The organism is Pseudomonas sp. NPDC088322 (assembly GCF_044740745.1).
Lineage (GTDB): Bacteria > Pseudomonadota > Gammaproteobacteria > Pseudomonadales > Pseudomonadaceae > Aquipseudomonas > Aquipseudomonas shirazensis.
This window is the reverse complement of the sequence record NZ_JBIURK010000009.1, coordinates 135,596-149,358: the sequence shown is the minus strand read 5'-3', so window position 1 is coordinate 149,358 and position 13,763 is coordinate 135,596. Positions and strand designations below refer to the sequence as shown.

Sequence of the window (13,763 nt, the reverse complement as noted above, 5' to 3'; positions counted from 1 at the left end):
CTCAGCTGGCGCGCGCCTGGCTCAGCGTCAGTTCGGCGCAGAGCCCGCCTTGGCGCAGGTTGTACAGACGCAAGTCGCAGCCGATCTTGTCGACAATCATTTCCACGATCGCCAGGCCCAGCCCGGCGCCATTGGCGTTGCCCCGGCTGTAGAAGCGTTCGAACAGGCGCTCCATGTCTGCCTCGTCAATACCCGGGCCCTGATCCTCGACGCTGAGGCGGTTGTCGCCGATCACTACCTTCACTTCGCTGCCCGGCGGGGAGAAGTTGAGTGCGTTGGTCACCAGGTTCTGCAGGGCGATGGCCAGTGCCACCGGCTCGGTCTCGACCCAGCACTCTTCGTCACCTTCGAGGACCAGGTCGACACCCTTGTTCAGCGCCAGCGGGGTCAACTCGGCCAACTCTTCACGCACCAGCTCGGTCAATTGCACGCGGCTGCGCTGGGGGTCGCTCAGTTGCGGCTCGATACGGGCCATGGTCAGCAACTGGCTGCCGATGCGGGTAGCGCGGTCGACGCCGCTGACCAGAAAATCCAACGCTTCGTGGCGTTGCTCGGCGGTGGCGGCGTTGCGTGCGTTTTGTGCGTGAATGCGCAGAATCGCCAGCGGCGTGCGCAGTTCGTGGGCGGCGTCGGCGATAAAACGGCGCTCGCGTGCGAGCAGCTCTTCGACTTGCAGCAACAGCCGGTTGAGCGCGGTCTGCATCGGTTCCAGATCGCTCGGCAGCGGCTTGAGGCGCAGTGGATGGAGGCTGCCGGTCTGCCGCACGCGGAGCTTACGGGCCATGCTGCGCAAGGGCTTGAGGCCCCAGCCGATCACCAGCCAGATCACCAGCGTCAGCAACGGCACGCCGATCAGGGTTGGCCACAGAGTGTGACGCATGATGCGCTGGATCAGGTCCTGACGAATGTCGTCGCGCTCGCCCACCCAGATCAGCAAGCCTTGCTGCGAGTCGGCGAGGAGAAACGCGCACCACTCGTTGCCGTTATCGAGCAAGTCATGGGCACCGAGGGTCGCGGGCGGCGCCGCCAGCACCGGCGCCTCGGCCGAGCGCACCAGCAACTCGCCATCGCTGCGCCAGACCTGGAAGGTGAGGCGGGTTTCGTAAGGGTGGGCGACGCCGTCGACACCGACCCGGCTCATGGCCTGGTCGAAGGCCTGATACAAGCGCTCCCAGTCGGCCTCGCCAGCATCGCCCTGGCGCAGTACACCCTGCAGCAGACGGGCGCTCTGGGCGAGCTGGGCGTCGTAGACTTCTTCGATTTCGTGATGGCTGTCGCGCAGCACCAGCCAGCTGATCAACGCGTCGCCGAGCAGGATCATCACCAGTACCGGGACCAGAATGCGCGCGCGGACCGAGATCATGCCTGCACCGCCAGCACATAACCGACACCGCGTACGGTGCGGATCAGCTCGCTGCAGAGCTTTTTGCGCAGGTTATGAATCAGCACTTCGAGGGTATTGCTCTCGACCCGATCCTGCCAGCCATACAGCGCACGGGACAGGCGCTCGCGGGTGACGACCTTGCCGGGGCGCACCATCAGTTGATGCAGCAATTGGTACTCCATGGGCGTGACGATGACCTCGGCGTGCAGGTAGTGCACTTGTTGTGTGGCTGGGTCGAGGCTGATCCCGGCGTGCTCCAGCAGCGGTTGCGCACGGCCCTGACTGCGGCGCAGCAGGGCGCGCACGCGGGCCTTGAGTTCGTCGACGTCGAACGGTTTGATCAGGTAGTCGTCGGCGCCGGCATCCAGCCCGGCGATACGCGCGGCGGTGCCATCGCGGGCGGTCAGGATCAGCACCGGCAGGTCCTGCTGCTCGGCGCGCAATTGCTGCAACAGGTCGAGGCCGTCCAGGCGTGGCAGGCCGAGGTCGAGCAACAACAGATCGAAGCTCTCGGTGCGTAAAGCGTGCAAGGCGGCCACCCCATCCTGCAGCCAGTCGAGGGTATAGCCTTCGGCGCCCAAGGCCACGCGAATACCCTGGCCGAGGGCTCGATCATCTTCGACGAGGAGTAGGCGCATGGTGCAGTCTCTGAAGTAATCGGCGGCATCATGCCGGGTTCTGCACAGGCGGATTTCAGCAAAGATGTAACTGCTCGTTACCGGCTAAGGTTGGCCTAAGGTTGCTTTTGCATTGTGGGCCCACCCACATCTGCCGAGAGCTTTTCCATGCGCAAAATTCTTCTGCTGTCCCTGATCATCGCCAGCCCCCTGGCCGTCGCCGGCCCGCAGTGCACCACCGCCGAACGCTCGCAGTGGCAGGACCAAACTGCCTTCCAGGAAAAGCTCAAAGCCGAGGGTTACCAGATCAGCAAGTTCAAGGTCACCGACGGCAACTGCTACGAGATCTACGGCTTCGACAAGGACAAGCGCAAGGTCGAAATCTACCATGACCCGGTCACCGGCAAGGCAATCAAGACCGAGATCAAAGACTGATGCAGGGCGAATCCCTGCGCCTGTGGGACCCTTTGGTAAGGCTGTTTCATCTGTCTATCGCTGGGGTCTTCGTCGCCAACTACTTCTTCAATGAAGCCGGCGACGACTGGCATGTCTGGCTCGGCTACTACGCCACGGCCTGGCTGCTGGTACGCAGCGTGTGGGGATTCGTCGGGCCGCGCAGTGCGCGCTGGGCAGACTTCTGGCCGACCCCGCAACGGCTCGCCGCGCACCTGCGCTCACTGCTCAAGGGCAAGCCGCAACACCGTCTTGGCCATTCGCCTATTGGCGCGCTGGTGATGTTGTTAATGCTGCTGGCGCTGCTGGTGATTGGCAGCAGCGGGTTCCTGATGCGAGAAGTCGATGCCCTGTGGGGCGCCGATTGGCCGCTGCAAGTCCACGAGACTGCCGCCGATGTGTTGTTGGCGCTGGTCTGTGTGCATGTGCTGGCCGCAGTGTTTGAAAGTATCCAGGTGCGGGACAACCTGCCGCTCTCCATGCTCACCGGCCGCAGGAAGCGCCTGCCGGACGAGCGTGCGCAGTAATACTCCCATCGACAGGTTCTCTATGCGCTCTGCCTTAATGATCTGCGGCGTGCTGGCGGTGTTTTTTGCTGCCTGGCAAAGCCATCCGCCCCATGTGCTGGCGCCGTTTGCCCAGCTCAGCTCGAACGACACAGGCACGCCGGCCCCGGCGCAATTCAGTAGCCGCTTCGTCTCCAGCCAGCTGACTGACTTTGTCCATTCATCCTCGGTCACAGCCATGCCCGATGGTGGCTTGATGGCCGTGTGGTTTGCCGGTTCGCGCGAAGGTGCGGCCGATGTTCAGGTGCGCACGGCGCGCTTTGATCCGCGCACTGACGAGTGGGGCGCCGAACAGGTGCTGGCTACCCGTGAAAGCACCCGCGACGGCACCCAGCGCTATATCCGCAAGCTCGGCAATCCGGTGATCGCGCTCGGCCCGGACAACCGCTTGTGGATGTTTTATGTCTCGGTTTCCGTGGGTGGCTGGGCCACCAGTGCGATCAACCTGATGGTCTCCGATGACCTCGGAAGCAGCTGGTCGGCGCCACGGCAACTGGTGACTTCGCCGTTTTTCAATATCAGCACCCTGGTGCGCGCCGCGCCGGTGTTTCACGCCGATGGCTCGATCGGCCTGCCGGTGTACCACGAGTTCATGGGCAAGTTTGCCGAGTACCTGTACTTGAGCGCCGAGGGTGAGGTGGTCGACAAATTCCGCATAAGCCGCGGCAAGCACTCGCTGCAACCGACCATCGTCCCGCTCGATGGCCAGCGCGCCGTGGCGATGTTGCGCTATGCCGGCGAAACCCATCACCGCGTGCTGGCCAGCCGTACCGAAGACGCCGGCCAGACCTGGAGCGAACCGTACCCGCTGGAACCGGCCAACCCCAATTCGTCGCTGGCCGCAGTCGGCACTGACGACGACGGTCTGCTGGTAGCCCTGAACGACCTGCAGGATGGCCGCTTCAAGCTCAGCCTGTACGGCACTGATGCCGACCTCAACGAGTGGCGCAGTGTGGTGGAGCTGGACCAGTCGCCGGATCCGCTTGGCCAGCCGTTCTCGCCCGAGGCCTATAAAGCGATCATTGGTGAGGGCTTTCGCGCCTCCAGCGGTGCGCGCCGGCTGCCGCTCGAACAGCGCTTCCTGAGTAACCTCGACTACCGCGTATGCAAACCGCGTGGCTGCGATTTCGAGTACGAGTACCCGTACTTCAGCCGCAGTGCAGATGGCATGTACCACCTGGTCTACTCGTGGAACAACACCTTCATCAAACATGTCAGCTTCAACCAAGCCTGGCTGGCGGGGCGCCTGTGATGGTTTCGGTATGGCAGGCCCACTTGAGTTTCGTCCTGATCGGCTTTGTCGCGTTCAGCGCGCTGCGTTTTACCGCGCCGTGGCGGCCCTGGCTGCTGCCGCTGTTGGTGGTGGCCAGCTTCATTCCGCTCAGCCAATTGTCGCTGGCGATCTATGTGCGCAGCTTTACCGATGATCTGGCGTTCAGCACGCTGGTCCTGCTGGCCTGGGTGAGCCTGACCCGCCTGGGTCTGCTGCAACCACTCGAGCGCGCGCAGCGGATGCAGTTGCTGCTGGCGTTCACGCTGCTGAGCCTGCTGCTGTACCCGGCCACGCTGGGGCTGACCTATTTTGATCCGTACCGCTGGGGTTTCAATCCGCGGCCAATGATTGTGCTGGTGGCAGGGCTGGCGCTGCTGATGCTGTGGCTGCGCAACACGCTGGCCGTCGCGATGCTGGCACTGGGCACCCTGGCGTTCGCCCTGCGCCTGAAACCTTCGGAAAACTACTGGGATTACCTGCTCGACCCGTTGCTGACGGGGTACTGCCTGATCGCCGCAACCGCGCTGCTGATCGGCAGTGCATGGCGGCCCCTGATGAAATGGCATAGAGGTCAATGATGGGAGTGTTGCAGTCTCGCCGCCTGCGCTACGGCGTGGGCGCAATCGGTTTGGTGTTCGCGTTGCTGGTGGCCTTGCGGCTGGTGTTTCTGCTGGGTTTTTCCGGGCTTGAACTGACCACCCCGGCGCTGCTGGAGACCCTGGGCATCGGCCTGCGCTTCGACCTGCGCCTGGCGCTGCTGATCCTGCTGCCGCTGGCCGTGCTGGCGTGGCTGCCACGCTGGAACCTGACTACCCTGCCGGCCATGCGCTGGCTGGCGCGGGTTTATCTGGCCGTGGTGCTGGCCGCGGTGGGCCTGGTCTATATCATCGACTTCGGCCACTACGCATACCTCGGCGTGCGGATCAACGCGACGGTGCTGCGCTATCTGCAGGACGCGCAAATCTCGCAGCAGATGGTCTGGGAAACCTATCCGGTGCTGTGGATAACTGCCTGTTGGCTGGCAGCAGTCGGCTTGTGGGTATGGGCCTTGGTTTGCCTGGAACGGCTGACCCTGGACGCTGTGCGCAAGCCGATCAAGCGCTGGGCGCTGGCCTCGGTTTCGTTGATTGGGGTAGTTGCAGTGCTGCTGGCCCTGCTCGGGCGGGTTGCCAACCTCAACCTGGAAAACCCGGTGCCTTTGCGCTGGAGCGATGCATTCTTCTCCGGCAACAGTCAGGTTGCAGCGGTGGGTCTGAACCCGGTGCTGTTCCTCTATGACACGCTTAAGGCCGGCCAGGCTCAGTACGATGAAGCCAAAGTGCGTGAGTACTATCCGCAGATCGCCCAGTACCTGAGCGTGGATCAACCAGACGCTGGCCGTCTCGACTTCATCCGCAAGCAGCCGGTGCAGCCCTACAAGATGGCCGGCGAGCGCCCGCCGAATGTCATCTTCGTCATGCTCGAATCACTCGGCACCAGCGCCGTCGGCGCCTACGGCAACCCGCTCAATCCAACGCCGAACCTGGACAAGCTGGCCAGCCAGAGCTGGTTCTTCAAACACTTCTATGTGCCCGTCACCGGCACTGCAAAAACGGTGTGGGCGAGCATTACTGGCGTGCCTGACGTCACCCGGCAAGAGACGGCCACGCGCAATCCGCTGATCACTCGGCAACACACCTTGATCAACGCCTTCGAGGGTTATCAGAAGTTCTACATGATCGGCGGCAATGCCGGCTGGGCCAACATCAACGCGCTGATCCGCCAGAGCATCGACGGCGTGCAGTTGTATGAAGAGAGCGACTGGCAATCGCCGCGGGTCGACGTCTGGGGGATTTCCGATCTGGATCTGTTCAAGGAAAGCGACGCGCTGTTGCGTGCCGTGCCCAAGGACCAGCCGTTCTTCGCCTATCTGCAGACCTCCGGCAACCACCGGCCCTTCACCATCCCCAGGCACAACGACGGTTTCCAGGTGGTCGACGTAACCCTTGAGCAAGTCAATGCTGCCGGCTCGCGCAGTGTCGAGCAGTACAACGCCGTGCGCCTGCTCGACTACAACATTGGCCGCCTGATGGAGATAGCCAAGGCCGGTGGTTACTACGACAACAGCATCTTTGTGTTCTTCGGTGACCACAACACGCGCATCAGCCAGATCCCGCACATGGCGCCGGCGTTTGAACAGCTGGGCCTGGAAAGCAACAATGTGCCGTTGCTGATTCATGCCCCAGGTCTTGAGCCGCGGGTGATCGAACAAGCGGTGGGCCTGGTTGACCTGTTGCCGACCGTAGCCGGCATGGCCGGCGTGCCCTTCGTCAACGGCGCGCTGGGCCGCGACATCCAGCAGCCAGCGCCGGAAGGCGAGCGGGTGGTGCCGCTGGTATTGCGCGAGGGCACCTTCCCGATCATCGGCGGCGTGACCAGGGACTTCCTGCTGCAGATGCAGCACGACGGCAGCGCACCGACCCTGCACGATCTGGCCTCGGCAACGCCGCGTGATGATGTCGCCGCGCAGTATCCCGAGGAATTCCAGCGTCTGCGCACGCTCACCCATGGGCTGCATGAAAGCGCGCGGTTGATGCTCCATCGAAATGTCCGCTAGCTGCGCCCAGCGCTGTACCGGCCGCTCCAGGCAGATCGGCGCTGCGCCGGGCAAGCGCTGTCAGAACTTGGCCCGCACATCGCCAGCGTGCTTCTGACTCAAAGGGACCACTTCACGGTCAATGCGGCATTGCGCGGTTCGCCATAAACGTTGAAACCGTTCCAGGTATTGCTGTTGATGCTCTGGTAGTACTTCTTGTCGAAGACGTTATTGACATTCAAGCGCAGGTCGACGTTGTCCGAGACTTTGTAGCCGGCCATCAGGTCGAGCACCTGGTAGGCCTTCTGCTCGATGCGGTAGCCGCTGCCCTGGTTGTAGATGGTGTTCTGCGCGCTGATGGCGCCGCCGACACGCCAGCGTTCGAGCGTGCCAGGCAGTTGGTAGGTAGTGCTGGCCTTGAACAAATGGCGGGGCAGGTCGCTGGCGAACAGCCGGCCTTCGTTGTCCGGGTTGGCATCCTTGCGGTACTTGGCGGCGTTGTAGGTGTAGCCAGCCGCCATTTGCCAGCGCTCGTTCAGTGCGCCGCTGACTTCGAGTTCCAGGCCTTGGCTGCGCACTTCGCCGGAGGCCTGGTAGCAGGCGACACCGGCGGGTGTCTGGCACATGCCTGGGGTATTGATTACCGAGGCGCGGTTTTGCTGGTCGATCCGGAAGACCGCGGCGCTGGCGTTCAAGGCTCCGTCGAAGTATTCGGCCTTGATGCCGGCTTCATAGTTCTTGCCAACGATGGGTTGGATGGCCTTGTTCTGGCTATCGACCACACCTTGCGGGGTGAAGATATCGGTGTAGCTGACGTACACCGAGTAAGTGTCGTCGAGGTCGTAGATGAGCCCGGCGTACTTGGTCAGGTTACGGCTGACGTCGTATTGGCTGGAGGTCGGCTGGACTCCGGCAATATTGCTCGAGTTGTCGATCTGGTAGTCGTACCAGTCCAGGCGTGCACCCAGAATCAGGTGCAGCGGTTCGGCCAGGCTGAAGCGGCCAGTGAGGTACGCGCCGGTTTGTTCGGTTTCGCTTTGTTGCTGCCAGGCGCCCATGTTGAACGCTGGAATCGCGGTTACGTGGGGGTTCCAGTTGTAAATGTTGATATCGGCAGCCGACAAGACTGTGGTGCCGTTGCCGTGGAAGGTTTCCTTGCGGCGGCTGGCGCCGATCACCAGTTCATGTTCGCGCTCGAACAAGCTGAACGGGCCGCTGGCAAATGCGTCATAGCTGCTCTGCTCATTGCTGTATTTGAACTTGCCGGTCATCTGGTTGAAGCTGCCGTCGACTGCACCGGCACTGACGTAGGACGCCAGCAGATCAAGCTTGGACCACATCCTGGTCGCTGCCAGGCGCAGCTTCCAGCCATTGTCGAAGCGCTGTTCGAGCTCACTGAAGAGGCTGTTGTTGTCCTGATCCCAGCGGCCCCAGTCATTGCCCAGATAGGTCGAGCGCGACAGCTTGAGGTCGCCGCCATCGCTGGCGGTGGGCACGCCGCCCCAGGCGGTGTTGTTGTTCAGGTTCTGATTCGAGGCGCCTACGGTCAGGGTAGTGCTGTCGCTCAGGTCTGCCTCGGCGATGCCGTAGAACAGTGCGTGCTCTTTGTTGACCACGTCCTGGAAGCTGTCCTTGACCTGATAGCTGGTGACCGCCCGGCCGCGCAGGCTGGCGCTGTCGTTGAGGGCGCTGGAGGCATCCAGCTCGCCGCGATAGTTGTCCCAGCTGCCGGCACTGGCAGTCACGCTGACCTGAGCGTCCTTGGTCGGGCGCTTGCGCACCAGGTTGATTGCCGCAGAGGGACTGCCGGAACCACTCATCAAGCCGGTGGCGCCGCGTACCACTTCGACCCGATCGAGCATGGCGGTGTCGGCGGCGGCGATGGTGTCCCGGGCGGTGTAGCTGGACACGGTGGTCGGCAGGCCGTCGTACATGATGTTGTCGACCTGAAAACCACGGGCGTAGTAGGTCGGGCGCTCGGGGCCGTCCTTTTCCACGGTGACCCCGGGGACGTCCTTGATCACGTCGTGCAGGTCCTGCATGCCACGGTCATCCATGCGCTGGCGGGTAACTACCGAGACCGACTGTGGCGTCTGGCGCATGCTCAAGGCCAGCTTGGTGGCGGTCTGCATAGGGCCGGTCGTATAGGAGCCGGTATGTTCGCTGGTGGCGCCAAGAGTCGCGCCGGTGATGGTGGTGGCACCAAGTTCCAGCGCTGCATCGCTTGGCGCGCTGACCAGGGTGTAGCGTTGCGGCCCTTCCTGGCGTGCCTGTAATCCACTGTTGGCTAGCAGCCGGGCAATACCCTCGGCAAACGTGTGACGACCGTTCAGACCGGGGCTGAACAAGCCTTCGGTTTGAGTCGACGCGAACGATAACGTCACCCCGTTGCTGGCGGCAAAGTGGCTGAGCGCGGTATCCAGAGGCCCGGCTGCAATTGCATATTCACGTTGTTCCGCAGCTTGTTGCGACCAGGCCGGAGTGGCTACCGCGCCAGCACAAAGCGCACCGCCGAGGCTGATGCGCAGCAGTGTGGAGTTGAGGCGAAAGCGCAAAGCTGCGAGAGGGGTGGGGGGGCTCATGCGTGACTTCCTATGCCGTTGCAGTAATGGCGGCTGAATGACCGCTCTACTGATGAGCCGAACGAAACTCGCAATCGGCAAGCTGCAACGGGTGAAATCTGTTTACGCTTCTATCCGTACCCAGTACCGCGAAAGCTGGCGCACCTTCACCGGCAACGAAACCTGCAGGTTGGCCAGTACTCCATCGATATCATCCAGGCGAAACGCGCCGGATATTCTCAAGTCCGCGACCTGCTCGGCGCAGCCCAGATAGCCCGCACGGTAGCGCGACAGCTCGCCAATGAAGTCCGCCAGGCGCCAGTCAATCGCCACCAGCACGCCTTGGGTCCAGGCGCTGTTGCCGGCAGAGCCAAGGCGTAGATTGCCCATGTGGGCCGCGCCAAAGGTTAGCGCCTGGCCGTGCTCGACCCGTTGCACCTGACGGGGCGCGTCGCGGCTGCTGACCTCGACTGCATGCTGCTCCACCTCAACCGTGCTGAAACCTGACAGCACGCGGACATCAAAGCGGGTTCCTAGCGCAAGAACCCTTCCGTGAGGTGTCTGCACTGCAAGCGGTCGCGCGGGCGCCTGCTCGGACGCAGTCGTCACAAAGATTTCGCCCTGACGTAGAACGATCAATCGCTGCTGTGCGCTGTAGGCGATATCAACCTGAGTGTCGGTGTTCAAATCCAGGCGGCTGCCATCAGGCAACTTCACGTGCCGGCGCTGGCCAGTACCAGTGGCGAAGTCGGCGCTGTAGGGCGAGCTGCGATAACCGGCGAAAGTTGCGGCGCCAGTGGCCAGCAGGAGTAGCAGCTTGAGACCTTGGCGGCGCTGCACGCCCATCTGCGACAACACCGGCAAGGCCAGCTCACCAGGCACGCCGCGCAATTGTTGCTGGAGCTTTTCTATCCGCGCCCAGGCATTGACGTGTGCAGGGTCAGCATCGAGCCAGCGTTGCCAGGCCTGATGCTGGTCTGGCGTGACCTCGTTGTCATTGAGCGCGAGATACCACGCTACTGCCGCCTGCAGATGATTTTTGTCGGGCACAGAGGCGGGTGCGCTGGTCATGCGTCCATCAACACAATGCACTGCATCAATGCCTTGCTCAGGTGGTTCTTGACCGTTGTCACCGAGAGGCCAAGACGCTTGCCCACCTCGACATAGCTCAGGCCTTCGAGTTGCACCATGAGGAAGATCTGCCGGGTGCGCTGGCCCAGGCCATCGAGCAGGGTGTCGATGGCCAGCAGCGATTCGATGATCAGGTGGTAGGTTTCCGGCGAAACCTCAAGCGGCTCCGGTCGCGCCGCCAATACCTCCAGGTACGCCCGCTCAAGGGTTTGCCGACGGGCTTTGTCGATCAGCAGGCCTCGAGCGATAGTTACCAGGTAATGACGGGGTTCGCGCAGAGCAGGCATTTGCCGCAAAGTCAGCATACGCATGAAGGTATCCTGAGCCAGGTCGGCTGCATCGGCGCTGTTGCAAGTGCGCGTGCGCAGCCAGCCTTTGAGCCAGCCATGGTGCTCGCCATAAAGGTGGCCGATATTCAGTGAGTTTGAAGCCTTGAGCCCTGCGTCCATGACTGATCGCTACGGATGATAATATATCTCATTATTATCCAGGCGAGGGTGCATGACAATCTGCTATTGGCACTGGAGCGGTGGTGAGCCCACATCAGCATTTGCAGCCCTGTGCTCAGCTAGGCATATACCGAGCGCCAGCAGCAGGGCAATAGTTGCGAACCCAGCCGCCAGCCAAAGATTCCCTGTAAGGCCTACCTTGTCCAAAACCAGGCCACCGGCCCATGCCCCCAATGCGATGGCAACATTGAAAACCCCTACATAAAGCGCCGTAGCGACTTCCACGGCACCTGGTGCGGCCTTCATCATCCACGTCATCAGGCCTACCGACACACCGCCATAGGCCAGCCCCCAGACCAGCAACAGCATGCCGCCGCCGAGGTTGGAATTGCCGATGAGCAGGAACAGCACCGGCGTCAGCAACAGCCCGGTCGAGATCGCCAGCAACGTGCGTGCTGTGCGCCGCGCGGCGATGACGCCGGCAAGGAAGTTGCCGACGATGCCGGCGAAGCCATAGGCGAACAGCAGTGCGCTGACCCATTGGCTATCGAAGCCTGACACCGACATCAGCAATGGCCGCACGTAGGTGAACAGCATGAAGTGCCCGGCGACCAGTGCCAGCGTCAGCAGCAACCCCACTTGCAGTTTGCGGCTACCCAGCTGCTGGGCAAACTGGCGCATGGTCACCGAACTGGTTACCGGTAGCCCGGGGATCACCGCAAGGTGCAGCGCCAGCACCAATGCGCTGAACAGGGCCATGCCGGCAAAGGCCCAGCGCCACCCGGCATAGTCGCCGATCAACGCACCCAGCGGCACGCCCAGCACCGAAGCAGCGGCCACCCCGCCGAAGATGATCGAGGTCGCCAGGCCAACCGAGTGCGCCGCCACCAGCCGCCCCGCCAGCCCCCCGGCGATCGCCCAGATCCCCCCCATGCAAAAGCCGACCAGTACACGCGCGGCCAGCATCCAGGCCATGCTCGGGGCCAACGCCGAGGCGATGTTGACGATCACCAACAGCCCCAGCAAGCCGCAGAGGATCCTGCGCCGATCAATGCCGCCGGATGCGATGACCACCAGCGGGGCAAAAAACGCTGCCAGTAGTGCAGGCAGTGAGATCATCAGCCCTGCCGTGCCGGTGGAAGTATTCAGCGATTCGGCAATCGGTGGCAGCAGCCCGACCGGGAGCATTTCAGTGGTGACCACGGAAAATGTCGCAAGGCCGACTGCGCTGACGGCCAGCCAGGGGTGCTGCGCGGAGGTTGCTGTGAGTTCGGATGAAGACGTGCTCATGGTTCAGGTCCTTTGAATTTTCAAGCAAGCCTTGTCGTCTGGCAGTGTTACCTGGAGCAGAACATACGCGGCGTATGAAAGGGACCCTATATTGATACGTGCTGAATGTAAATAATCATACGCACTGAATGTAAGTGCGTTGACTTCTCGCGGCATCGGCACTGAGAGGGCAGGCGGGGAAATTTGCCCAGAGGAATACGCAGAGGAGTTGCAGGGCGATTCAAGGACAGAACGCCAGAAACAAGAAAGCCCGCACTAGGCGGGCTTCTTGTTAGATCTACAGACCTCGTGAGAAATCTGTAGATCTGAAGGGTGGTGGCTACACAGGGACTTGAACCCCGGACCCCAGCATTATGAATGCTATGCTCTAACCAACTGAGCTATGTAGCCAACTGGCGCGCATTATTCGCTTCAGACGCCCCTCTGTCAACACCCGGATCAAAAAAAATTTACACGGTTTCAACCGCTTAGCCTGCACGTGCGGTTTCAGCGGGCGATCAGCCACTGGCCGAACAGGCTATACAGCTGCAATTGCTGCTCGGCGGCGAGCTGATCGAGGCTGGCCTGGGCGCGGTCGAGGTTGAAATCACCGCTGACCCGGCGATAAGCGGTTTGCTCATCCATCAGCCAGACGCGCTGGCCTTGATAGCCGGCCAGGCGCTCGAGCACGCTGGCCAGGGGCTGATCCTTGACCTGCAAGTGCCCGCTGCGCCAGGCCTCGACGCGCTGCACGTCGATTTTTTGCACAGGGTCGATGCGCTGTTCAGTGAAGGTTACCCGTTCGCCGGCCGAGAGCAGGCGTTGATCGCCGCCTTGAATGATCATGGCTTTGCCGTTGAGCACGACCAGTTCGTCACGCTGGCTGCTGCGGGCGATCATCAGGCGAGTGCCATAGACCTGAATGCGCGCCTGGCCGACCTGCACTTCCAGGGCGCGGCCATCAAGCACCACTTCGAGCGAAACCTGACCTTGCACCAGTTGCAACTGGCGGGTGCGCCCACGCAGGTCGGCGTTCATCGCGCTGGCGCTGTCCAGGTGCATCGTTGAACCGTCGGCCAGACGCACACTGCGGCGCTCGCCGCTGGCGGTGTGCAGTTCACTGGCCAGGCGCTGCATCAATGGCCAATACAGATAGGCAAGGGCGGCGAGGATCAACAGAAACAGCGCGGCGAGGGTTTTGCCGAGATAGCTGCGGCGGGTTTTCAACTGACGCGGGCGCGGCCTTGCCGGGGGAGGCGTGAGTTGCTGCCAGTAGGCTTCCAGTTCAGCGTAGGCGCGGGCGTTGGCTGGGTCCTGCTGCTGCCACGTGGCGAACGCCTGCCGCTGCTGCTCATCGCAACCTGGCTGACGGAGCATGGAAAACCACTCCAGTGCCTCGCGATCGGCGTCGGGCGTGGGCTGCTGGGCGGGCATTGGGTTCATTGATCGGTCTGCTCGCAGGTGAGGCGGAAGCGGCGAAAGGGA

The 13,763-nt window shown here is 62.4% G+C and carries 12 protein-coding genes and 1 tRNA gene; 5 read left to right on the top strand and 8 right to left on the bottom strand.

What is annotated here, in order from left to right; genetic code table 11:
• Position 1 precedes the first annotated feature (1 nt).
• Positions 2–1,363 (bottom strand): sensor histidine kinase, encoded by a 1,362-nt coding sequence (locus tag ACIOAU_RS22180; protein WP_188035328.1) that lies wholly within the window; start codon positions 1,361–1,363, stop codon positions 2–4.
• Positions 1,360–2,022, bottom strand: a complete 663-nt coding sequence (locus tag ACIOAU_RS22175; RefSeq protein ID WP_150570026.1) for a response regulator — start codon at positions 2,020–2,022, stop codon at positions 1,360–1,362. Before ACIOAU_RS22175 ends, ACIOAU_RS22180 begins: the two co-directional genes overlap by 4 nt.
• 147 nt (positions 2,023–2,169) lie before the next feature.
• Between ACIOAU_RS22175 and ACIOAU_RS22170 the strand changes: the two genes are divergently transcribed.
• From ACIOAU_RS22170 to ACIOAU_RS22150, 5 genes are read left to right on the top strand one after another with little or no spacing between them, the layout of a single operon-like run.
• A complete protein-coding gene (locus tag ACIOAU_RS22170; protein ID WP_188035329.1) occupies positions 2,170–2,436 on the top strand; it encodes a PepSY domain-containing protein in 267 nt (88 codons plus the stop codon).
• Positions 2,436–2,981: a cytochrome b/b6 domain-containing protein gene (locus ACIOAU_RS22165; RefSeq protein WP_401184645.1), complete on the top strand. Its 546-nt coding sequence runs from the start codon at positions 2,436–2,438 to the stop codon at positions 2,979–2,981. Before ACIOAU_RS22170 ends, ACIOAU_RS22165 begins: the two co-directional genes overlap by 1 nt.
• Positions 2,982–3,003: 22 nt before the next feature.
• Positions 3,004–4,272, top strand: coding sequence for an exo-alpha-sialidase (locus tag ACIOAU_RS22160; RefSeq protein WP_188035331.1), 1,269 nt, complete (start codon positions 3,004–3,006; stop codon positions 4,270–4,272).
• Positions 4,272–4,871: a hypothetical protein gene (locus ACIOAU_RS22155; RefSeq protein WP_401184642.1), complete on the top strand. Its 600-nt coding sequence runs from the start codon at positions 4,272–4,274 to the stop codon at positions 4,869–4,871. Before ACIOAU_RS22160 ends, ACIOAU_RS22155 begins: the two co-directional genes overlap by 1 nt.
• Entirely contained in the window at positions 4,871–6,889 is a 2,019-nt protein-coding gene (locus ACIOAU_RS22150) for an LTA synthase family protein (RefSeq protein ID WP_401184639.1), read from the top strand. Before ACIOAU_RS22155 ends, ACIOAU_RS22150 begins: the two co-directional genes overlap by 1 nt.
• 98 nt (positions 6,890–6,987) lie before the next feature.
• Here ACIOAU_RS22150 and ACIOAU_RS22145 read toward each other — a convergent pair whose 3' ends face one another.
• The 6 genes from ACIOAU_RS22145 to ACIOAU_RS22120 all read right to left on the bottom strand — a co-directional run bounded on the left by ACIOAU_RS22145 (position 6,988) and on the right by ACIOAU_RS22120 (position 13,712).
• Entirely contained in the window at positions 6,988–9,450 is a 2,463-nt protein-coding gene (locus ACIOAU_RS22145) for a TonB-dependent siderophore receptor (RefSeq protein ID WP_401184636.1), read from the bottom strand.
• Between the two features lie 102 nt (positions 9,451–9,552).
• Positions 9,553–10,500, bottom strand: coding sequence for a FecR domain-containing protein (locus ACIOAU_RS22140; RefSeq protein WP_188035334.1), 948 nt, complete (start codon positions 10,498–10,500; stop codon positions 9,553–9,555).
• Positions 10,497–11,009 (bottom strand): sigma-70 family RNA polymerase sigma factor, encoded by a 513-nt coding sequence (locus ACIOAU_RS22135; RefSeq protein WP_101316443.1) that lies wholly within the window; start codon positions 11,007–11,009, stop codon positions 10,497–10,499. Before ACIOAU_RS22135 ends, ACIOAU_RS22140 begins: the two co-directional genes overlap by 4 nt.
• A gap of 63 nt (positions 11,010–11,072) precedes the next feature.
• Positions 11,073–12,299 carry an MFS transporter gene (locus ACIOAU_RS22130; RefSeq protein WP_401184632.1) on the bottom strand — a complete coding sequence of 409 codons (1,227 nt, stop codon included), beginning with the start codon at positions 12,297–12,299 and terminating at the stop codon, positions 11,073–11,075.
• Between the two features lie 313 nt (positions 12,300–12,612).
• Positions 12,613–12,689, bottom strand: a tRNA-Met gene (locus ACIOAU_RS22125).
• A gap of 96 nt (positions 12,690–12,785) precedes the next feature.
• Positions 12,786–13,712, bottom strand: coding sequence for a FecR domain-containing protein (locus tag ACIOAU_RS22120; protein ID WP_101316448.1), 927 nt, complete (start codon positions 13,710–13,712; stop codon positions 12,786–12,788).
• Positions 13,713–13,763: the final 51 nt, after the last annotated feature.